Here is a 20,886-nt window from a genome sequence, read left to right on the forward strand (position 1 = left end):
AAGAACCCCAAGCCGTTCATCTGGACCAAGACCGCCGACGACATCCTCGACACCCTCGCCGCATACTGCACACGAATTAACGACTCAAGACACTAACCCTCGACTCCACCAGGCACACCGACTGCCACGTCCCCAGCTCCAGTCTCCCCGCGATCACCGGCAGCGTCGCATGCGGAGGCACCAGGGCCGGGACCACGTGGTCGCGGCCGTGGCCGGGAGTACCGTGGCGGTGTTGCCAGCGCTCGTCGGCCGGGAGCAGGGTGTGGAGAGCTGCCAGGAGGTCGTCGTCGCTGCCCGAGCCGGTCTCCAGGACGGCGATGCCGGCGGTGGCGTGCGGGACGAAGATGTTGAGCAGGCCGTCGCGGCCGGCGGCCGCCCGGGTGAGGAACTCCTCGCAGGCCGATGTCAGGTCGGTGACGGTCTCCGTCGAGCCCGTCGTGACCTGCAGGACGGTGGTGGTGAAGGCAGAAGACATAGGTCCCATCCTGCCGTGATCCACGGCCGAAACCGCTGAGCGACGGGCACGGGGGAAGTTCCGGGAGCCCGTTGCAGTTGGTAGAAGCGTGAACGATATCGGGATGCGGTCGGTGGACGTCGTGGTGATCGGCGCCGGGCAGGCGGGCCTGTCCGGCGCGTACCACCTGCGGCGCACGGGGCTGGAGCCGGACCGCGACTTCGTGGTCCTGGATCATGCGCCGGCGCCCGGCGGCGCATGGCAGTTCCGGTGGCCGTCGCTGACCTACGGCAAGGTGCACGGCATGCACGCGCTGCCGGGGATGGAGCTGACCGGTGCGGACGAGGAGCGGCCCTCGTCCGAGGTGATCGGCGCGTACTTCGACCGGTACGAGCGCACCTTCGGGCTGCGCGTGCACCGGCCGGTCGAGGTCAGCGCCGTACGCGAGGGCGAGGGCGGCCGGCTGCTCGTCGAGACCTCCGAGGGCACGTACGCGACGCGCGCCCTGATCAACGCGACGGGGACGTGGGACCGGCCCTTCTGGCCGCGCTACCCGGGGCAGGAGACGTTCCGGGGACGGCAGTTGCACACGGCCGGTTATCCGGGTCCGGCCGAGTTCGCCGGGCAGCGGGTGGTCGTCGTGGGCGGCGGGGCCTCCGGTACGCAGCATCTGATGGAGATCGCCGAAGTGGCGTCGGAGACCCATTGGGTCACGCGCCGGCCGCCGGTCTTCCGGGAAGGGCCGTTCGGGTCGGACCAGGGGCGGGCCGCCGTGGCCATGGTGGAGGAGCGGGTCCGGCGGGGGCTGCCGCCGCAGAGCGTGGTGAGCGTGACCGGGCTGCCCGTCAACGACGCCATCCGTCGCGCCCGGGAGTCCGGGGTGCTCGACCGGCTGCCCATGTTCGACCGGATCACACCGTCCGGCGTCGCCTGGGACGACGGCCGCGGTGTCGAGGCCGACGTCATCCTCTGGGCCACCGGCTTCCGCGCGGCCATCGACCATCTCGCCCCGCTCCGGCTGCGTGAGCGCGGCGGCGGCATTCAACTGGAGGGCACCCGGGTCGTACGCGACCCGCGCATCCACCTCGTCGGCTACGGGCCCTCCGCCAGCACCATCGGCGCCAACCGTGCGGGGCGCGCCGCCGTGCGGGCGATCGTCGAGCTTTTGGAGCGGGGGCCGGCGGAGGGAGCGCCGGGGTCGGCTCCGGCCGCTCCTCAGGCGTGGTCTGCGGCGAGGTGGGGCGACCGGGGGCGGGGTTCCCGGGGTCTCGTGCGCCAGGCGGGCATGCCGACCCGCCCCGGTCCCGGCTCGAGGGATGGTTCTCCACGACTCTCCCTCGTATCCACCACCACAGGAAGCGAACACACGAACATGGGAGCGGATGTTCGCTGGAACGCGTGATCGTTCCGGCAATCGTTGCTCCGGGGCCGCGCGGCGACGGATGATTACGGGGCGCAAGCGACGGGCTGCAGACCGCGACTGCGCTGTCCCAGAGATAGAGCATGCACAAGGAGAATCACCCGATGAACCTCATCACCAACCTGCTGGCCGGCGTCGTCCACTTCGTGGGTTGGCTCGTCTGATCACCGCTTCATCCGGCGCCGTCGTTCCCCGTCCCACGGGAGCGGCGGCGCCGTCGCGTGCGACAGGGGCGACGGCCGCCCGGGCCGGGCGGTCAGCCTGCCGCCGGAGCCATTTCCGTGTCCCGGCGGACCAGTGCCGCGTACCGTCCGTCACGCTGGAGCAGTTCCTCGTGGGTGCCGCGTTCCGCCGTGCGACCTCCGTCGAGGACGACGATCTGGTCGGCGTCACGGACGGTGGAGAGCCGATGGGCGATGGTGATCGTGGTACGTCCGGCGGAGAGGGCGTCGATCGCCTCCTGCACGGCGAATTCGGTACGGGTGTCGAGGGCGCTCGTGGCCTCGTCGAGGATCAGCACCGGCGGGTCGCGCAGGATCGTGCGCGCGATGGCCAGGCGCTGCTTCTCGCCTCCGGAGAAGCGGTATCCGCGTTCGCCGACGAGGGTGTCGTAGCCGTCGGGGAGTGAGGCGATGTGGTCGTGGATCTGCGCCGCGCGGGCCGCCGCCTCGATCTCCTCGTCGGTCGCGTCCGGCTTCGCGAAGCGCAGGTTCTCGGCAACCGAGGCGTGGAAGAGGTATGTCTCCTGCGAGACGACGCCGACCGCTCGGGCGAGGGTGTCGAAGTCGAGCTCGCGTACGTCGACCCCGTCGAGGGTCACCCGGCCGCCGGTCACGTCGTACAGCCGGGGCACGAGGTAGCTGAGGGTGGACTTGCCGGATCCGGTGGGACCGACGACGGCCAGTCCGGCCCCCGCGGGCACGGTCACATCGATGCCGCTGAGGGTCGGGCCGCTCTTCTCGTCGTAGCTGAAGTCGACGTTCTCGAAGCGGACCTCGCCGCGGATCTTCTCCAGGCGCACCGGGTTCTCCGGCTCCGTGATGTCCACGGTGAGGTCGAGGTACTCGAAGATCCGCTGGAAGAGCGCGAGTGACGTCTGCATCTGTACGCCGGTGGAGAGCAGGCTCACAGCGGGACGGAAAAGCCCCTGCTGGAGGGAGACGAACGCGACCAGGGTGCCGATCGAGACAGCGGGCCCGCCGGACTGCAGGGCCATGCCGGCCGCCCAGTAGATGACGGCGGGCATGGCGGCCATGACGATGCCGATCGTCGACATCCGCCACCTTCCGGCCATGCTCGCGCGCACTTCGAGGTCGACCAGCCGCTCGGACTCCTCGACGAAGCCCTGGGTGAGCGAGTCGGAACGGCCCATCGTGCGGCCGAGCAGGATGCCGCTGACGGAGAGCGACTCGGTGACGGTGGCGGCCATGGCGGCCATCTGTTTCTGACGCCGAGTGGTGATCCTCTTGCGCTCCCGGCCGACGCGACGGCTGATCCAGACGAAGAACGGCAGCAGGAGCAGCGAGACGACGGTGAGCCGCCAGTCGAGCGCGAGCATGGCGACGACGGTGGCGATGACCGCGGTGAGGTTGGAGACGAGGGAGGTCGCCGTAGAGGTGACGGTGGCCTGCATGCCCCCGATGTCGTTGGCGATCCGGGACTGCACCTCACCCGTGCGGGTCCTGGTGAAGAAGGCGAGAGGCATCCGCTGCAGCTGCGCGTAGACGGCGGTGCGCAGGTCGTGCATGACGCGCTGGCCGACGGTGGTGGAGATGAGGGTCTGCAGCACGCCGAAGACGCCGTTCATCACGGCGGTGAGGATCATGCCGAGGGCGAGCAGCGAGAGCAGTCCGGTCCGCCCCTGCGGGAGGGCGGTGTCCAGGATCTCGCGCAGCAGGAACGGCGAGGCGACCGACACCAGCGACGAGGCGCCGACGAGCAGTCCGACCATCGCGAGGCGCCCGCGGTAGGGGCGGAAGAGGCGGAGGATGCGGCGCAGCTCGGCGGGCGGCTGGGCGGCGTCCCGGGGCGGGGGCGTCCACGTGGGTTCGTCGGGTTTCATGGGCTCCTTCGTCGGACGTGCGGCAACGGGGCGGTACGGGTGCGGTCGCCGGAGGGGGCGCACGCCTTCAGATGTACGGGCAGGACCGTCCGGACGCGGGAATCGCAACCGTGACAGTCGAGCCGAATGAGAGCATAGCTCATTGTTACCCTCGCTCACAATGAACAAGGTCCTGGTACTGTCGCCCTCATGGATTCCCCCGACCCCGACGGCATGGTCGCCGAACAGCTGCTGCGGCTGACGCGCAGACTCCAGCGCATTCAGGGCCGTCAGCTGGAGCCGATCGGCATCACGCCCGCACAGTTCCGGCTGCTGCGCACCGTCGCGCACTACGACGGTGCGCCCCGTATGGCGGATCTCGCGCAGCGCCTCGACGTGGTCCCGCGCGCCGTGACGACCCTGGTGGACGCCCTGGAGGCGGGCGGCAGGGTGCGCCGCGTCCCCGATCCGAACAGTCGTAGGGTGGTCAGGATCGAGATCACGGACGAGGGAATCGCCACTCTCCGCTCGCTGCGCGACGCGCGCCGGGCGGCCGCAGAGGAGATCCTGGCTCCATTGACCGCCGACCAGCGCGAGGTGCTCGGCGGTCTGCTGACCGCCCTGGTCAACGGAATGCCGGAGCGCCGCTGCTGACCGCACGGGACGCGGCGCCGAGCCGTCGGACCGTCAAGCCGCCGAGGAGAACCACCATGCCGCTGCTGGAGCCGGACCCCGACACGCTGCGCCCCGGGGCGGTCCGCCCGCCCTTCCACGACCGCGTTCCCGACGCGCAGGCCGAGGGCACGCCGGAGACCCTGCGCGCCGAGCTGACCGCCCTGCTCGGCGCGCACAAGGTGCTCTGGAAGATCTCCGACCTGGTGAAGTACGCCTCCGACGCCAGCCCGTACCGGTTCGTGCCCCAGGTGGTCCTCGTCCCCGAGGACATCGACGACATCTCCGCGATCCTCTCGTACGCGCACGGCAGAGGCCGCAACGTCGTCTTCCGGGCCGCCGGCACCAGCCTCAACGGCCAGGCCCAGGGCGAGGACATCCTCGTCGACGTCCGGCGGAACTGGGCGGGCATCGAGGTCCTGGACGACGGCGCCCGCGCCCGTATCCGACCCGGCACGACGGTCGTACGGGCCAACGCCGCCCTCGCCCGGTACGGCCGGCTGCTGGGCCCCGACCCGGCCAGTGCCATCGCGTGCACGATCGGCGGAGTCGTCGCCAACAACGCCTCCGGTATGACCGCCGGCACCACCCGCAATTCGTACCGCACCGTCTCCTCGCTCACCTTCGTACTGCCCAGCGGCACGGTCGTGGACACCGGGGATCCGGCGGCCGACGAGGATCTGGCCCGGGCCGAGCCGCGCCTGTGCGAGGGGCTGCTGGCGCTGAAGGCGGAGATCGAGGCCGACCCCGCGCTCACGGCCCGCATCCGGGCCAAGTACGAGATCAAGAACACCAACGGCTACCGGCTGGACGCGTTCCTGGACGGCTCGACCCCGGTGGAGATCCTGCGCGGCCTCATGGTCGGCTCCGAGGGGACCTTCGGCTTCATCTCCGAGGTCGTCTTCGACACCCTGCCGCTGGACCGCCGGGTCTCCACGGCGCTGCTGTTCTTCCCCTCCCTGACCGCCGCGGCCGCCGCCGTGCCGCTGTTCAACGAGGCGGGTGCCATCGCCGTGGAGCTGATGGACGGCAACACCCTGCGCGCCTCCGTCAGCGTGCAGGGTGTCCCCGCCGACTGGGCCGGGCTGCCGAAGGAGACCGCCGCACTGCTGGTGGAGTTCCGGGCCCCGGACGAGGCGGGCCAGGAGGCGTACGAGCGGGCGGCGGCCGATGTGGTGCGGCGGCTGGAGCTGGTCCGGCCCGTCACCTCGGTGACCAACGAGTTCACCCGGGACGCCCGTACCATCTCCGGCTACTGGAAGGCCCGCAAGGCCTTCGTCACCGCGGTCGGCGGCTCCCGCCCCTCGGGCACGACCCTGATCACGGAGGACTTCGCCGTCCCGCCCTCCCTGCTGGCCGACGCCTGCGAGGCACTGCTCGCGCTCCAGGCCGAGCACGGCTTCGACGCCGCCGTCGCCGGTCACGCCGCGCACGGAAACCTCCACTTCCTGCTGGCCTTCGACGCGGCGCGCCCGTCCGACGTCGACCGCTACGCCGCCTTCATGGCGGACTTCTGCCGGCTGACGGTGGAGCGGTTCGACGGATCGCTCAAGGCGGAGCACGCGACGGGCCGCAATATCGCCCCCTTCCTCGAACTGGAGTGGGGCCCGCGGGCGACCGAGCTGATGTGGCGTACGAAGCAGGTCATCGACCCCGACGGGGTCCTGGCCCCGCGCATCGTCCTCGACCGTGACCCGAAGGCCCATCTGCGCGGGCTGAAGACCATCCCGAAGGTCGAGGCGGTCGCCGACCCCTGCATCGAGTGCGGCTTCTGCGAACCGACCTGCCCCAGCCACGACCTGACCACCTCACCGCGCCAACGCATCGTGCTGCGCCGGGAGATGATGCGCCAGCCCGACGGTTCGCCCGTCGAGACGGGTCTCGTCGACGCCTACGGCTACGACGCCGTGGACACCTGCGCCGGTGACTCCACCTGCAAGCTCGCCTGCCCGGTCGGGATCGACACGGGCGCCATGATGAAGAGCTTCCGCCACCAGCGGCACTCGCCGCGCGAGGAGCGGATCGCCGCGCTCGCGGCGAAGCACTTCCGCAAGGCGGAGACGGCGGCGCGGCTCGCGGTCGCCGCGGCGAGCAGAATCGACGACCGGCTGCTGCAGGGGGTCACCCGGCTCGCCCGCCGGGCGGTGCACCCCGATCTGATCCCCGAGTGGCTGCCGGAAATCCCCGGGGCGGCTTCCCGGAAACTGCCGCGCACCTCCAGGGCGGGGGCCGTCGCGGTCTACTACCCGGCCTGCGTCAACCGCATCTTCGGCAGCCCGGACGGCTATCGCGGCCCGTCCCTGCCGCAGGCCGTGGTCGCCGTGTCGGCCCGGGCGGGAAAGCCCGTCTGGATCCCGGACGATGTCAACGGGACCTGCTGCGCCACGATCTGGCACTCCAAGGGGTACGACTCCGGCAACGCCGTGATGGCCAACCGGATCGTGGAGGCCGCCTGGGGCTGGACGGCCGGCGGAAAGCTGCCGCTGGTCGTCGACGCCTCCTCCTGCACCCTGGGCATCGCCCAGGAGGTGGTTCCGTATCTCACCGAGGACAACCGGGAGTTGCACCGCGAGCTGACGGTGGTCGACTCCCTGGTCTGGGCGGCGGACGAGCTGCTGCCGGAGCTGACGGTGCTGCGGAAGTCCGGTTCGGCCGTGCTGCACCCGACCTGTTCCATGGAGCACCTGGACGATGTCGACCGGTTGCGCGCCGTCGCGGAAGCCTGCGCGCACGAGGCCGTGATCCCCGACGACGCCGCGTGCTGCGGATTCGCGGGCGACCGCGGGATGCTGCACAAGGAGCTGACGGCGTCCGCGACCGCGAAGGAGGCGGCCGAGGTGCGGCCCCGGGAGTACGACGCGTATCTCTCGGCCAACCGGATGTGCGAGATCGGCATGGACCGGGCGACGGGCCGTTCGTACCACTCGGCTCTGATGGAACTGGAGTGGGCGACCCGCCCGGGCCCCGCCTGAGCGGCCGCGGGCCCGCCCGGGCTGCGCACGCGGACCGGGCCGGCCCGCCCAGGCCTTACGCCCGCGCCGGCCCCGTCCCGTCAGGCGCGGAGGCTGGCGCGGTCGCCCATGACCACGACCGGGTGCTGCTTCGGGTCCAGGGTGCGCAGCAGCTTCTCCATGGCCTGCTTCGATACGCTCACGCACGCCGAGGTGCCGCTGCCGTGGTCCATGTGCAGCCAGATGCTGCCGCCCTTCGACTGGCCCTGGGGGCGCGTCGGGTCGTTGGGCGGCGTGCCCTTGACCCGGTTGTAGTCGATGGCGATGACGTAGTCGAAGTCGTGCCAGTGGGACTTGGCCCAGTAGTGGGGGGCCTGGATCGAGTCGGTCTGCGTGTAGGGGAGGCGGGCTCCGGGATCGGGCAGTACGCCGGCCGCGTCGCTGAGGGTGAAGACGCCGACGGGGCTGCGCTTGTCATCCTCGTGGTGGTCGGCCGTCCAGCCCTTCTTGCCGTTGTGGCCCTTCCAGCCGGCCACCTTGTCCCAGGTGGCGCCTGACTTGGTGTAGAGCACGACGGTGGAGTCCGCGGAGTTCTTGCCCGCGCCGTAGACGGCGACGACCTGGCGGGAGTCTGCCGGGATCTGCGACCGGAGCCGCTCGCCCACATCGGGGATGCGCTTCAGGTCGGTGTCCGGGGCCTTCGCACGGCCCTTCTCGGCGGCGGCCGACCGCTCGGCGGCTCCGCCCTTCTGGGGGTCGTGCCCGTCGCCGCAGGACGTCAGGGTCGTGAACAGGACACCACAGGCGGCCGCCGAGACCACCACTCGTACCGCACCGGCTATACGCATTCGTCCATGCTCGCACTTGGCGATGTGCGCGTTCGTCCGCCCCGGCCCGGCCCGGCGAAAGCGTGCCGAATCTTTACCCGCCCCGGCCCGCGCGGCCACAGGCCCCGAACCCTCTCCCCGGCATAAAACCGTTTGCCGCGTCCCCGGTGTTACGCGAGGCTTGCACGGTTTGGTTCCCCCGCCTGCGTACCCCCGCGGGTGACTCCGTGCTGCCCCGGCGCGCTTACGCGGCGCCTCGCGGGCCTGGTCTCTTCCGATCCTTTGGGATGTCATGCACATTCGCGATCTTCCGTATTCGGACCCCGGCGATCCCGACGTCCGTTCAGGCCCCCGCTTCCTGGTCTGGCTGGGCCGCAACCAGATCCGCGGGCAGCTCAAGTCCTTCTTCTGGGGACTGATGCACCAGTGCTCGATCGCGGGTTACCCGCTCACGGTGGGGCTCGCCGTCCAGGCGGTCGTCGACCGGTCCGGAAGCCGGCTCGCGCTGGCCGGCGCGCTGACCGCGCTCCTCGGTGTACTGACCGCGGTGAGCGACGCCATGGTCCACCGGAGTGCCGTCACCAACTGGATCACCGCCGCGGCCCGGGTCCAGCAACTGCTGGCCCGCAAGACCGCGGAGCTGGGTTCGCTCCTGACGCGCAGGGTCGCGGCGGGCGAGGTGGTGGCGGTGTCCACCGGTGACGTGGAGAAGATCGGCTGGTTCGTCGAGGCCCTCTCCCGCTTCCTGGCCGCCGCCGCGGTTCTCGTCGTCGTCAGCGTCGGGCTCCTCTTCTACCTCCCCTCCCTGGGCGTCCTCGTGGCGATCGCCATGCCGTTTCTCGCGCTGTCCGTCCTGCCGTTGCTGCCTCGCGCCACCAGACGGGCCGACGTGCAGCGCGAGAAGGGCGGCAAGGCCACCGAACTCGCCTCGGACACCGTGGCCGGCCTGCGCGTCCTGCGCGGTATCGGCGGCGAGGAGCTGTTCCTGGACCGCTACCGGCGCGCTTCGCAGGAGGTCCGCGAGGCCGCGGTGCACAGCGCCCGGATGTGGTCGCTGATCTCCGCGGTCCAGGTGCTGCTGCCGGGCGTACTGCTGCTGTCCCTGGTGATCCACGGCGCCGCACTGGTCCGGGACGGCGTGATCGAGGTCGGGCAGCTGGTGACGGTGTACAGCGCGGTGACGCTGCTGCTGTTCCCCCTCCGGCACGTGGAGGAGATCGCTCAGGCCTACTCCTTCTCACGGCCGTCCGCCGAACGTGCCGTGCGGGTGCTGTCGCTGCGCCGGACCGCTCGGACGGCCACGGTCACCACCCTCCCGTCCGGCGACCTGTACGACCCGGCCACCGGGCTGCTGGCCCCGCAGGGCCTGTTCACCGCCGTCGTCTGCGGCGACCCCGACGAAGCGGGCCGGCTGGCGGAACGGCTCGGCGGCCACACCCAGCCCGAGGCATCGGACGCCGACGCCCCCGAGCCGCCCTCCGTCCTGCTGGGCGGCGTGCCGCTGGACGAACTGGAGCCGGCCGCGGCGCGGACCGCCGTCCTGGTCCAGGACAAGGACCCGGTGCTGCTCTCGGGCACCCTGCGCGAACTGCTGGACGTGCCCTCGTCCGGGCGGGTGGAGGACGCGGCCGCTCTGTCCGCGGCGCAGTGCGACGACGTGCTGGCCGCACTGGCCCAGGCGTCCCCCGACCCGGACTGCGAGCCGCTGGACACCCGGATCACCGAACGTGGCAGGTCCCTGTCCGGCGGCCAGCGCCAGCGGCTCGCCCTGGCCAGGTCGCTGCTCACCGACCCGGACACCCTCGTCCTGGACGAGCCCACCTCCGCGGTCGACTCGCACACCGAGGCCCGGATCGCCGCCGGCGTCAAGGCGCTGCGCGCGAACCGTACGACCGTCGCCTTCTCCTCCTCGCCCCTGCTGCTGGACCTGGCCGACCGGGTGGCGCTGGTGAGCGGGGGCACGGTGGTGGCGGTCGGCACGCACCGCGAACTGATGCACGCCGAGGAGCGCTACCGGGCCGTCGTCGCCCGCGACACCGACGACGAGATGTCGCCCACGGCCGCACCGGAGCGGCACGAGGGCATCGGCGCGAACCAGGAAGTCGAGGAACGGGCATGAGAGGAGAGGCAATGACCGACATCGCCCCACCGCCCCGGGTACCACCCGCCCACGAGCCGCCCGCCTACGACCCGGCGGCCCCGAAGACGGCCACGACCCTGCCGGTCGCCGGCCCCACGACCGTACGGGCGTACGTCCTGGAGCTGCTGCGGCGCCACCGGAAGCCGTTCGTGGTGGTGACCCTGCTCAACACGCTGGCGGTGATCGCGTCGATCGTGGGTCCCTACCTGCTGGGCGGGCTCGTCGAGAACCTGTCCGACGGCGTCCGCGAGCTGCGTCTGGAGCGCACCGCCGTGATCTTCGCGCTGGCTCTCGTCGTTCAGACGGTGGCCACCCGGATGATGCGGCTGCGCAGCGCCATGCTGGGCGAGGAGATGCTCGCCGACCTGCGCGAGGACTTCCTCGTCCGGTCGGTGCGGCTGCCGCCGGGGGTGCTGGAGCGGGCCGGCACGGGTGATCTGCTGTCCCGGATCACCACGGACATCGACCGGCTCGCCAACGCCATGCGCGAGGCCGTGCCGCAGCTGACGATCGGCGTGGTGTGGGTGGGGCTGCTCGTCGCCGCCCTCACCGTCACCGCTCCCCCGCTCGCCCTGGCGGTGGTCGTGGCACTGCCCGTGCTGCTCATCGGCTGCCGCTGGTACTTCCGCCGGGGGCCCTCGGCGTACCGCTCGGAGGCCGCCGGTTACGCGGCGGTCGCGGCGGCCCTGGCGGAGACCGTGGACGCCGGGCGGACCGTGGAGGCGCACCGGCTGGGGGCGCGCCGGGTCGCGCTGTCGGACCTGCGCGTCAAGCAGTGGACCGCGTGGGAACGGTACACACTCTTCCTGCGGACGGTGCTCTTCCCGGTCATCAACATCACGTACGCGACGATCCTCGGCGCGGTCCTGCTGCTGGGCGGCTGGTTCGTGATCGAGGGGTGGCTCACCGTCGGCCAGCTCACCACGGGTGCGCTGCTCGCCCAGATGATGGTGGACCCGATCGGTCTGATCCTGCGCTGGTACGACGAGTTGCAGGTGGCCCAGGTGTCGCTGGCGCGGCTGGTGGGCGTCCGGGAGATCGAACCGGACGCGGGCGACACCACGGTCGCCCCGGACGGCCGGGAGGTGCGTGCCGACGAGGTGCGCTTCGGGTACGTGGACGGGGTCGACGTGCTGCACCGGGTGACGCTGGACGTCGCACCGGGTACGCGGCTGGCGCTGGTCGGCCCGTCGGGTGCGGGCAAGTCGACGCTGGGCCGGCTGCTGGCGGGGATCTACGCTCCCCGGACCGGCGAGGTCACGCTCGGCGGCGCGCGGCTGTCGCGGATGGCGACGGAGCACGTGCGGTCGCATGTGGCGCTGGTCAACCAGGAACACCACGTGTTCGTCGGCTCGCTGCGGGACAACCTGCTGCTGGCCCGTACGGACGCCGGGGACGCGGAGCTGTGGGCCTCGCTCGCCGCGGTCGACGCGGACGGCTGGGCGAGGGCCCTGGAGAACGGGCTCGACGCCGAGGTCGGCTCGGGCGGCCTGGTGGTCACCCCGGCGCAGGCGCAGCAGATCGCGCTGGCCCGGCTGGTGCTGGCCGATCCGCACACGCTGGTCCTGGACGAGGCGACGTCGCTGCTCGATCCCCGGGCGGCCCGCAACCTGGAACGGTCGCTGGCCCGGGTGCTGGACGGCCGTACGGTGGTGGCGATCGCCCACCGGCTGCACACCGCGCACGACGCGGACGTGATCGCCGTGGTCGAGCAGGGCCGGATCAGTGAGCTGGGCAGCCATGACGAGCTGGTGGCGGCGGACGGGGCGTACGCGGCGCTCTGGCGGTCCTGGCACGGCTGACGGTACCGGGGGCCGGTCCGCCGGCCCCCGGACGGAGGCCCGGGGCTCAGATGACGTTCATCGCGGCCGCCGCGCCCACGCCGCCGAGGACCATGAAGACCGGCATCAGCACCTTGATCTCCACCCAGCTGCCGGCCTTGAAGCGCATGGCCTTCGGCGGGCCGATCGGGTACCAGCGCTTGCGGCCCACCGGGATCGGCCACAGGATCGGGCAGCCCGAGACGGTCAGCGCGTCCCCGATGTCGTGGACGAGGGCGCCGAGCACGATCGGCAGCCCGAGCCACAGGTACTCCTGGCCGGGGCCGGTGAACAGCCAGTCCGCGCCGTGGCCCGGCTTGTCGAGGATGCCGGCGAGGATCCAGGCGCTGGTGGCCCCGAGCAGCCAGACCAGGACGTCGCTGGAGACCCGGGCGGCGCGCCAGAGCAGTCCCTCGACGGCGAGGACCAGGTGGACGAAGAGGATGCCGAGGACCGCCCAGCGGCCTCCGGTGATCGCCAGGGCGGAGGCACCCGCCCCGATCAGGACCGCCCACACCCAGGTGTGGGTGAGGGTGCGGTGGCCGCCGTTGCGGGTGGAGTCGCCCCGCATCCGGGTGGCCTTGTACACGGCGTGCGAGAGCTTGTCGACGATCTCGCACAGGCCGCGCGAGACGGGCCCGAAGGCGCGCGAGATGGTCGCCGACTTGTGGTCGAGGTCGGGGGCGAGCGCGGCACCCGCGGTGATCAGGGCTCCCACGACGAGGACGGGCCACGGCATGGTGTGGCCGGCGGCGGCCGCCGCGGCGCCCACCCCCAGCCAGGCCGCTGCCCCTGACAGAGAGTGTGCCGGTCCCATCATGACTGCTGAGCCCCCGTAGGTGTCGCCGAGTGCGCCAGGTGGTTCCCGGACGCGGGATCCGGCCACTGCCGTTGCGGCGCGGCCGAGTTGAGAGGGCAGCGTATCGTCCGTGATCTTCCGGCCGTCCTCCGGTTCCCTCATCGGGGCGGAAGACAGGCAAGATGGGGGCGTGACCCTTATTGATCAGCTGCCCCCGACCGACGATCCCGACGCTCTCTTCGAGGCCTTCTCGTCCTGGACCGAGACGCAGGGAATCACCCTCTACCCCGCTCAGGAGGAGGCGCTGATCGAGGTGGTCTCCGGGGCCAACGTGATCCTTTCCACGCCCACCGGGTCCGGGAAGAGCCTGGTCGCGGCGGGTGCGCACTTCACGGCCCTGGCCCAGGACAAGGTCACCTTCTACACCGCGCCGATCAAGGCGCTGGTCTCGGAGAAGTTCTTCGACCTGTGCAAGCTGTTCGGTACGGAGAACGTGGGCATGCTCACCGGGGACGCCTCGGTCAACGCCGACGCCCCGGTCATCTGCTGCACCGCCGAGGTGCTGGCCTCCATCGCGCTGCGTGACGGGAAGTACGCGGACATCGGCCAGGTCGTGATGGACGAGTTCCACTTCTACGCGGAGCCGGACCGCGGCTGGGCCTGGCAGATCCCGCTGCTCGAACTTCCGCAGGCGCAGTTCGTCCTGATGTCGGCGACGCTCGGTGACGTCCGGATGTTCGAGGAGGACCTGACGCGGCGCACCGGCCGCCCGACCTCGGTGATCCGCTCGGCGACCCGTCCGGTGCCGCTGAGTTACGAGTACCGCCTGACCCCGATCACCGAGACGCTCACCGAGCTCCTGGAGACCCGGCAGTCGCCGGTGTACATCGTGCACTTCACGCAGGCGGCGGCGGTGGAGCGGGCGCAGTCGCTGATGAGCATCAACATGTGCACCAAGGAGGAGAAGGAGAAGATCGCCGATCTCATCGGCAACTTCCGCTTCACCACCAAGTTCGGCCAGAACCTCTCGCGCTACGTGCGGCACGGCATCGGTGTGCACCACGCCGGCATGCTCCCCAAGTACCGCAGGCTGGTGGAGAAACTGGCGCAGGCGGGTCTGCTGAAGGTGATCTGCGGTACGGACACGCTCGGTGTCGGTGTCAACGTACCGATCCGTACGGTGCTGTTCACCGCGCTCACCAAGTACGACGGCACCCGGGTGCGGACGCTTCGGGCGCGGGAGTTCCACCAGATCGCCGGCCGGGCAGGGCGCGCGGGCTTCGACACGGCGGGCTTCGTCGTCGCCCAGGCCCCCGAGCACGTCATCGAGAACGAGAAGGCGGTCAAGAAGGCCGGTGACGACCCGAAGAAGAAGCGGAAGGTCGTCCGCAAGAAGGCGCCCGAGGGCTTCGTCGCCTGGTCGGAGACCACGTTCGACAAGCTGATCCAGTCCGATCCGGAGCCGCTGACCTCGCGCTTCCGGGTCACGCACACGATGCTGCTGTCCGTGATCGCCCGCCCGGGCAACGCCTTCGAGGCGATGCGGCATCTGCTGGAGGACAACCACGAGCCGCGCCGGGCGCAGCTGCGGCACATCCGCCGGGCCATCGCGATCTACCGGTCGCTGCTGGACGGCGGTGTGGTGGAGCAGCTGGACCAGCCGGACGCGGAGGGGCGCATCGTGCGGCTGACGGTCGATCTCCAGCAGGACTTCGCGCTGAACCAGCCGCTGTCCACGTTCGCCCTCGCCGCGTTCGAGTTGCTGGACCCGGACTCGCCCTCGTACGCGCTGGACATGGTCTCCGTGGTGGAGTCGACGCTGGACGACCCCCGCCAGATCCTGGCCGCGCAGCAGAACAAGGCGCGCGGGGAGGCGGTCGGGCAGATGAAGGCCGACGGGATCGAGTACGAGGAGCGGATGGAGCTGCTCCAGGAGGTGACGTACCCGAAGCCGCTGAGCGAGCTGCTGTGGCACGCGTACGACGTCTACCGGCGCAGCCACCCGTGGGTGGGCGACCACCCGGTGTCGCCGAAGTCGGTGATCCGCGACATGTACGAACGGGCCATGACGTTCACCGAGTTCACCTCGAACTACGAGCTGGCACGCACCGAGGGCATCGTGCTGCGGTATCTGGCTAGCGCGTACAAGGCGCTGGAACACACCATTCCGGACGACCTGAAGTCGGAGGACCTGGAGGATCTGATCGCCTGGCTGGGCGAGATGGTCCGTCAGGTCGACTCCAGTCTGCTCGACGAGTGGGAGCAGCTGGCCAATCCCGAGGTGGAGACGGCCGAGCAGGCACAGGAGCGGGCCGACGAGGTCAAGCCGGTCACGGCGAACGCCCGCGCGTTCCGGGTGCTGGTGCGCAACGCGATGTTCCGCCGGGTGGAGCTGGCCGCGCTGGACCGGGTCCGTGAGCTCGGCGAGCTGGACGCGGACTCGGGCTGGGACGAGGACGCGTGGGGCGAGGCGATGGACGCGTACTGGGACGAGTACGAGGAGCTGGGCACCGGCCCCGACGCGCGCGGCCCGAAGCTGCTGAGGATCGACGAGGACGCGCAGCACGGTCTGTGGCGGGTCCGGCAGACGTTCGCCGACCCGAAGGGCGACCACGACTGGGGCATCAGTGCGGAGGTCGACCTCGCCGCCTCGGACGAGGAGGGCCGGGCGGTCGTGCGGGTCACGTCCGTGGGTCAGTTGTGAGTGGATGCGCGACGTCGTCGCGTGAGTGGAGAGGAACGGCATGACGAACCCCGCCGAGAGCCTGGTCGACCTGCTCGACCTGGAGCGGATCGAGGTCAACATCTTCCGGGGCCGCAGTCCCGACGAGTCCCTGCAGCGGGTCTTCGGCGGACAGGTCGCGGGGCAGGCGCTGGTGGCGGCCGGCCGCACCACGGACGGGGAGCGGCCGGTGCACTCGCTGCACGCCTACTTCCTGCGGCCGGGCCGTCCCGGGGTGCCGATCGTGTACGACGTGGAGCGCGTCCGGGACGGCAGGTCGTTCACGACCCGCCGGGTGACGGCCGTCCAGCAGGGCCGGACGATCTTCAACCTGACGGCGTCGTTCCACCGGCCGGAGGAGGCGGGCTTCGAGCACCAGCTCCCGCCGGCCCGTGTGGTGCCCGACCCCGAGGAGCTGCCGACGGTCGCCGAAGAGGTGCGCGAGCATCTGGGCGGTCTGCCGGAGGCCCTGGAGCGGATGGCGCGGCGCCAGCCGTTCGACATCCGCTACGTGGACCGGTTGCGCTGGACGCGGGAGGAGATCAAGGACGCGGACCCGCGCAGCGCGGTGTGGATGCGTGCGGTGGGGCCGCTGGGCGATGATCCGCTGGTCCACACGTGCGCGCTGACGTACGCGAGCGACATGACGCTGCTGGACGCGGTCCGCATCCCGGTGGAGCCGCTGTGGGGGCCGCGCGGCTTCGACATGGCGTCGCTGGACCACGCGATGTGGTTCCACCGGCCGTTCCGGGCGGACGAGTGGTTCCTGTACGACCAGGAGTCGCCGGTCGCGACGGGCGGGCGGGGGCTGGCGCGCGGCCGGATCTACGACCGGGCGGGCAATCTGCTGGTGTCGGTGGTGCAGGAGGGCCTGTTCCGGCGGCTGGACGGCGCCCCGTCGGCGTAACGGCTCAGGTGCCGGGAAGTGTGTCCTGTTCGACCTCGTGCCGTCGGTGGCGGATGTGGGGCGGTGCGGGGTGCAGTCTGGCGTCGCAGGAGGGGCCGAGACCGGTGCGGCGGGAGGCCGTACCGGTGAGCGGGCGTCCGCACAGGCGGCAGCGCACGAGGCGGGGTCCGGTCGCGTCGGCGGTGCCGGGGAGCGGCTCGGCTTCTGGTGACTCCACGGCGTCATCCTCTCAGGCGGCAGGGCTACTGTTCGACTTCCCGATCACCACAACGGAGGAGTGCACAGGTGGCCACCGTCCTGAAAGTGAGTCCCGTCGCGGCGGGGAGGAAGGCACGGAAGGGCGCGCCGGCGACGGCTCCCGTCTCGCCCTTCAGCCATGTCGTCACCGTCAAGGACGAACCCCGCGGTGCGACGCGGGTGCTGGCCCATCTGGAACGCGAACTGCCGCCGGGCGGCATACCGGCCTACCTCGCCGCCCGCAGGACCGGGGCCCGCTCCTTCGTCCTGTGGGCCGACCCTGAGCGCCGCGCGCGCCTTGCGACGCTCGTCACCACCTCGGCCGGGGGCGGGGTGTCGGCGTATCAGGTGCTGGGCGGTCACGGGGAGGTGCTCGGCACCATTGTCCGCGAGAAGGCGTGCTCGGGCAGGGGTCTGCGGACCCGCTGGACGGTCGCGCAGACCGGCTGCCCCGAGGCCGCCGGCTTCAAGGGCCGGATCTTCTGGTGGTACGTGTGGTGGCTGCTGTTCCCCCTGTGGGTGGCCCTGGGGGTGGGCAGCCTGGTGGGAGGCGGCGGCGACCTGCCGCGCGGACCCCGGCGCATCTTCTGGCGGGCAGGCGGCGAGACCCCGCTGGAGTTCCGGGCGGACGGTGAGGTCGTCGTGCACGCGCCGTGGGCGGATCAGCGGCTGGCTGCGGCACTGGCGGCGCTGGTCACGTCGTTCGACAGCTGGCTGGGCACCCCCTGGGACGACAAGCGGGAGTGACGGAGCCGCTGGGGCCGCGGCACTGGACCGTCCGGGCGATCCCGGCCGCCGAGAACGCCCCTCGGCGCGAGCCCTCGCGGCCGTCGCGTGCGGTGGCGCGGAAGGTGGTCGCGCGCGCTGCTGTGCGGGTCGCGTCCGGCGCCCGGGGGCGCGCCGGAGGAGGCGGGTCGATGACGGCGGATCAGGTGTACGTGGGACTCGGGCTGATCGTGGTCCTCGCGGTCGGGTCGCAGTTGCTGGCGGGCCGGTTGCGGGTGCCGGCGCTGCTCGTGCTGCTGCCGGCCGGGTTCACCGCCGGGGTGCTCACCGACGACATCGATCCGGCACGGCTGCTGGGGGCCTCCTTCTCGCCACTGGTGTCGCTGGCGGTGGCGGTGATCCTGTACGACGCCGGCCTGGGGCTGGACCTGAAGCGGCTCAGGGGGCACAACCGGCGGGTGGTGATCCGGCTGCTGTGGCTGGGATCGCTGCTGACGCTGGTGTCCGCCGCGCTGTTCGCCGTGCCGGTGCTGGACATGTCGGCGCAGGCGGCGGTCATGCTGGCGGCGATCCTCGTCGTGTCCGGCCCGACGGTGGTGGGGCCGCTGCTCGCCTTCGTACGGCCCACCGAGCGGTTGCGGCGGATTCTCGTCTGGGAGGGCTCGCTGATCGATCCGGTCGGCGGCATTCTGGGGGCGCTCGTCTTCCACGGGGTCCTGGCGGGCGATCGGCCGGGGTTCGGCAGCGGGGTCGGCTACTTCCTGTCCAGCGCGGCGGTGGGCATGGGGGCGGGCGCGGCCGGTGCGGGGGTGCTGTGGCTGGTGCTGGGGCGGGTGCGGCTCAGCGAGGAGCTGGCGACGTCACTGCAACTGGCCGCCGTGGTCGGGGTGGCCGCCGCCTGTGACGCGCTGCGCGACGACACGGGGCTGATCTCCGCCGTCGTCATGGGGATGGCCATGGGCAGCCTGCCGGGCCTGAACCTGCCCACGCGCCGGCCGTTCTTCGAGACGCTGGTGTCCCTGATCATCGGGTTGCTGTTCGTCTCCATCTCGGCGACGGTGACCCCGGCGTCGCTGCAGCATGTGGTGCTGCCCTCGCTGGCGCTGGTCGCCCTGCTCGTCCTGGTGACCAGGCCGCTCATCGCGCACCTCGCGGCGGCCGGCACCGACGTATCGGCCCGGGAGAGGTGGTTCATCGGCTGGATGGCGCCCCGGGGCATCGTCGCGGCGGCCACCGCCTCCACCTTCTCGGCCGAACTCACCGCGCAGCACATCGGCGGTGCCGAGCGCATCCTGCCCGCGACGTTCGTGGTGATCGTCGCGACGGTCACGCTCTACGGTCTGACGGCGTTCCCCGTGGCGCGGCGGCTCGGGGTGCTGCGGCCGGCCCGGTCCCGTCCCCTGCTGGTGGGCGGGGCGCCCTGGGCGGTCGACCTGGCGTGTGCCCTGAGCACGGCGGGGCTCGACGTGCTGATGTGGGCGGGCGGGGACGAGGAGCGGGCGCGGATCGAGGCGGCCGGGCTGAAGCTGGCGCCCGGTGAGCTGTTCGCCTCCGCCACCGGCACCGGCGCGGAGCTGGAGGGGATCACCTCGGTGCTGCTGCTCACCGGGGAGGACGACTTCAACGCGCTGGCCTCGCTCACGCTCCGGGAGAGCGTCGAGGGGATGGTGGGCCGGCTCGCGCCGCCCTCCGCGAGCCATGGCGTGGTGGCCCCGTACGCGGGGGCCGAGTCCCTGTTCGGGGCGGGCCTCACCCGGCCCGAGATCGCCAGGAAGTACGAGGCCGGGGCCCGGGTGGTGACGCGGAGGGCGGACGGCCCGCCGGCGGCCGGCGAGCATGTGCTGTTCGTGGTGCGTCCGGAGGGCCGGCTCGTCCCGGTCACGGACAGCGCGCGCCCGGAGCCGGCTCCGGGTGACACGCTCGTACTGCTGAGGGAGGCGTGAGGCCCTGTCGGGCCTTCGCGCGGTGCGGCGGGCAGGAGGCGGCGCCCGGCCGCCCGCCGGCCGGCGGTTAGAATCGCGCCGCCGTATGCCGGTACGCGCGGGGACGGGCGTCGTCGGCGCTGATCCCCGTCGTTCCGTGGAAGGACCTCCCATGACCGAGATCGTCCCGGTGTCCGGGCCCGAACTGGTCACGTACGCCGATGAGCTGGCCGCCCTGCTGGTGGAGACCGTCGACGGCGGCTCGTCGGTGGGGTTCCTCGCGCCCCTGGACCGGGGCGCGGCCGCCGAGTGGTGGCGCGCCCGGGCCGCTTCCGTGGAGGCGGGGCAGCTGGAGGTGTGGGTCGCCCGGGACGGGGAGCGCATCGCGGGCACGATCGGTCTGGTCCGGGCACCGCTGCCCAACGCCCGCCACCGCGCGGAGGTGGCCAAGCTGATGGTCCGTCCGTCGGCGCGCGGACGCGGGCTCGGCCGGCAGCTGCTGGCCGCGGTCGAGCGCGCGGCGGCCGAGGACGGCATCACGCTGCTGGTCCTGGACACCGAGAGCGGCAGCCCGGCGGAGCGGCTGTACCGCGCGGCCGGCTGGACGGAGTGCGGGTCCGTCCCGGACTACGCGGCCGACCCGGCCGGGGTGCTGAAGCCGACGACCTTCTACTACAAGGCGGTCGGTCTCGTACCGGACGGGTCCCGGGGGTGAGAATGGCCCCGGAAGACACCGACGAGGAGACCTTCATGACGCTGTACGACATTCCGCTGCGCACTCTCACCGGCGAGCCGACCACGCTGGGCGCCTACCGCGGCCGGGCGGTCCTGCTGGTGAACGTGGCGTCGAAGTGCGGTCTGACCCCGCAGTACGCCGGTCTGGAGCGGCTCCAGAAGGAGTACGGGGACCGCGGGCTCACCGTGCTCGGTGTACCGTGCAACCAGTTCGGCGGCCAGGAACCGGGGAGCGCGGAGGAGATCGAGACGTTCTGCTCGACGACGTACGGGGTGAGCTTCCCGCTGCTGGAGAAGACCGAGGTGAACGGCGAGGGCCGGCACCCCTTGTACGGGGAGCTGACCCGGTTCGCGGACGCCGACGGCGAGGCCGGGGACGTGCAGTGGAACTTCGAGAAGTTCCTGATCTCCCCGGCGGGTGAGCCGGTGGCCCGTCTCCGTCCCCGCACGGAGCCGGATGCCCCGGAGCTGGTGGCCGCGATCGAGGCCCAGCTGCCCGCCTGACCGGCGGGC

At 71.9% G+C, this 20,886-nt stretch carries 16 protein-coding genes; 11 read left to right on the forward strand and 5 right to left on the reverse strand.

Annotated elements, in window-relative coordinates:
- Positions 1-76 precede the first annotated feature (76 nt).
- Entirely contained in the window at positions 77-475 is a 399-nt protein-coding gene (locus ABZ564_RS19170) for a secondary thiamine-phosphate synthase enzyme YjbQ (protein ID WP_360857474.1), read from the reverse strand.
- Positions 476-578: 103 nt separating this feature from the next.
- Between ABZ564_RS19170 and ABZ564_RS19175 the strand changes: the two genes are divergently transcribed.
- Positions 579-1,856: an NAD(P)-binding domain-containing protein gene (locus tag ABZ564_RS19175; protein WP_360857477.1), complete on the forward strand. Its 1,278-nt coding sequence runs from the start codon at positions 579-581 to the stop codon at positions 1,854-1,856.
- Between the two features lie 274 nt (positions 1,857-2,130).
- Here ABZ564_RS19175 and ABZ564_RS19180 read toward each other — a convergent pair whose 3' ends face one another.
- Positions 2,131-3,936 carry an ABC transporter ATP-binding protein gene (locus ABZ564_RS19180; RefSeq protein ID WP_360857479.1) on the reverse strand — a complete coding sequence of 602 codons (1,806 nt, stop codon included), beginning with the start codon at positions 3,934-3,936 and terminating at the stop codon, positions 2,131-2,133.
- 189 nt (positions 3,937-4,125) lie between these two features.
- Here ABZ564_RS19180 and ABZ564_RS19185 point away from each other — a divergent pair, with 189 nt between their 5' ends.
- Both ABZ564_RS19185 and ABZ564_RS19190 read left to right on the forward strand, forming a co-directional pair.
- Positions 4,126-4,569 carry a MarR family transcriptional regulator gene (locus ABZ564_RS19185; protein WP_360857482.1) on the forward strand — a complete coding sequence of 148 codons (444 nt, stop codon included), beginning with the start codon at positions 4,126-4,128 and terminating at the stop codon, positions 4,567-4,569.
- A 56-nt stretch (positions 4,570-4,625) separates the two neighbouring features.
- Positions 4,626-7,559: an FAD-binding and (Fe-S)-binding domain-containing protein gene (locus ABZ564_RS19190; protein WP_360857485.1), complete on the forward strand. Its 2,934-nt coding sequence runs from the start codon at positions 4,626-4,628 to the stop codon at positions 7,557-7,559.
- A gap of 80 nt (positions 7,560-7,639) precedes the next feature.
- On the opposite strand, the gene ABZ564_RS19195 is transcribed toward ABZ564_RS19190, so the two are convergent.
- Positions 7,640-8,362: a L,D-transpeptidase family protein gene (locus tag ABZ564_RS19195; protein ID WP_360857717.1), complete on the reverse strand. Its 723-nt coding sequence runs from the start codon at positions 8,360-8,362 to the stop codon at positions 7,640-7,642.
- A gap of 295 nt (positions 8,363-8,657) precedes the next feature.
- Here ABZ564_RS19195 and ABZ564_RS19200 point away from each other — a divergent pair, with 295 nt between their 5' ends.
- Positions 8,658-10,484, forward strand: coding sequence for an ABC transporter ATP-binding protein (locus ABZ564_RS19200; protein ID WP_360857488.1), 1,827 nt, complete (start codon positions 8,658-8,660; stop codon positions 10,482-10,484).
- Positions 10,485-10,495: 11 nt separating this feature from the next.
- Positions 10,496-12,307 carry an ABC transporter ATP-binding protein gene (locus ABZ564_RS19205; protein WP_360857491.1) on the forward strand — a complete coding sequence of 604 codons (1,812 nt, stop codon included), beginning with the start codon at positions 10,496-10,498 and terminating at the stop codon, positions 12,305-12,307.
- Between the two features lie 46 nt (positions 12,308-12,353).
- Here ABZ564_RS19205 and ABZ564_RS19210 read toward each other — a convergent pair whose 3' ends face one another.
- Positions 12,354-13,145: a metal-dependent hydrolase gene (locus tag ABZ564_RS19210; protein ID WP_360857494.1), complete on the reverse strand. Its 792-nt coding sequence runs from the start codon at positions 13,143-13,145 to the stop codon at positions 12,354-12,356.
- A gap of 169 nt (positions 13,146-13,314) precedes the next feature.
- Between ABZ564_RS19210 and ABZ564_RS19215 the strand changes: the two genes are divergently transcribed.
- Positions 13,315-15,828, forward strand: coding sequence for a DUF3516 domain-containing protein (locus ABZ564_RS19215; protein WP_360857497.1), 2,514 nt, complete (start codon positions 13,315-13,317; stop codon positions 15,826-15,828).
- 40 nt (positions 15,829-15,868) lie between these two features.
- Positions 15,869-16,753: an acyl-CoA thioesterase II gene (locus ABZ564_RS19220; protein ID WP_360857500.1), complete on the forward strand. Its 885-nt coding sequence runs from the start codon at positions 15,869-15,871 to the stop codon at positions 16,751-16,753.
- Between the two features lie 4 nt (positions 16,754-16,757).
- On the opposite strand, the gene ABZ564_RS19225 is transcribed toward ABZ564_RS19220, so the two are convergent.
- A complete protein-coding gene (locus tag ABZ564_RS19225) occupies positions 16,758-16,970 on the reverse strand; it encodes a DUF6011 domain-containing protein (RefSeq protein WP_360857503.1) in 213 nt (70 codons plus the stop codon).
- A 68-nt stretch (positions 16,971-17,038) separates the two neighbouring features.
- Between ABZ564_RS19225 and ABZ564_RS19230 the strand changes: the two genes are divergently transcribed.
- The 4 genes from ABZ564_RS19230 (at position 17,039) to ABZ564_RS19245 (ending at position 20,877) form a co-directional block, all read left to right on the forward strand.
- A complete protein-coding gene (locus tag ABZ564_RS19230; RefSeq protein WP_360857506.1) occupies positions 17,039-17,737 on the forward strand; it encodes a hypothetical protein in 699 nt (232 codons plus the stop codon).
- Between the two features lie 170 nt (positions 17,738-17,907).
- Positions 17,908-19,659, forward strand: coding sequence for a cation:proton antiporter (locus ABZ564_RS19235; protein ID WP_360857509.1), 1,752 nt, complete (start codon positions 17,908-17,910; stop codon positions 19,657-19,659).
- 151 nt (positions 19,660-19,810) lie between these two features.
- Positions 19,811-20,353: a GNAT family N-acetyltransferase gene (locus tag ABZ564_RS19240; protein WP_360857512.1), complete on the forward strand. Its 543-nt coding sequence runs from the start codon at positions 19,811-19,813 to the stop codon at positions 20,351-20,353.
- Between the two features lie 35 nt (positions 20,354-20,388).
- Entirely contained in the window at positions 20,389-20,877 is a 489-nt protein-coding gene (locus ABZ564_RS19245) for a glutathione peroxidase (RefSeq protein WP_360857720.1), read from the forward strand.
- The last annotated feature ends 9 nt before the right edge of the window (positions 20,878-20,886 follow it).

The sequence above is a fragment of the Streptomyces sp. NPDC019224 genome (assembly GCF_040632605.1).
Lineage (GTDB): Bacteria > Actinomycetota > Actinomycetes > Streptomycetales > Streptomycetaceae > Streptomyces.

Coding starts and splice junctions, on each gene's coding strand:
- ABZ564_RS19190 (WP_360857485.1), top strand. CDS start 4,626: ATGCCGCTGCTGGAGCCGGACCCCGACACGCTGCGCCCCGGGGCGGTC.
- ABZ564_RS19245 (WP_360857720.1), top strand. CDS start 20,389: ATGACGCTGTACGACATTCCGCTGCGCACTCTCACCGGCGAGCCGACC.
- ABZ564_RS19185 (WP_360857482.1), top strand. CDS start 4,126: ATGGATTCCCCCGACCCCGACGGCATGGTCGCCGAACAGCTGCTGCGG.
- ABZ564_RS19170 (WP_360857474.1), bottom strand. CDS start 475: ATGTCTTCTGCCTTCACCACCACCGTCCTGCAGGTCACGACGGGCTCG.
- ABZ564_RS19180 (WP_360857479.1), bottom strand. CDS start 3,936: ATGAAACCCGACGAACCCACGTGGACGCCCCCGCCCCGGGACGCCGCC.
- ABZ564_RS19205 (WP_360857491.1), top strand. CDS start 10,496: ATGACCGACATCGCCCCACCGCCCCGGGTACCACCCGCCCACGAGCCG.
- ABZ564_RS19210 (WP_360857494.1), bottom strand. CDS start 13,145: ATGATGGGACCGGCACACTCTCTGTCAGGGGCAGCGGCCTGGCTGGGG.
- ABZ564_RS19240 (WP_360857512.1), top strand. CDS start 19,811: ATGACCGAGATCGTCCCGGTGTCCGGGCCCGAACTGGTCACGTACGCC.
- ABZ564_RS19220 (WP_360857500.1), top strand. CDS start 15,869: ATGACGAACCCCGCCGAGAGCCTGGTCGACCTGCTCGACCTGGAGCGG.
- ABZ564_RS19235 (WP_360857509.1), top strand. CDS start 17,908: ATGACGGCGGATCAGGTGTACGTGGGACTCGGGCTGATCGTGGTCCTC.
- ABZ564_RS19175 (WP_360857477.1), top strand. CDS start 579: ATGCGGTCGGTGGACGTCGTGGTGATCGGCGCCGGGCAGGCGGGCCTG.
- ABZ564_RS19200 (WP_360857488.1), top strand. CDS start 8,658: ATGCACATTCGCGATCTTCCGTATTCGGACCCCGGCGATCCCGACGTC.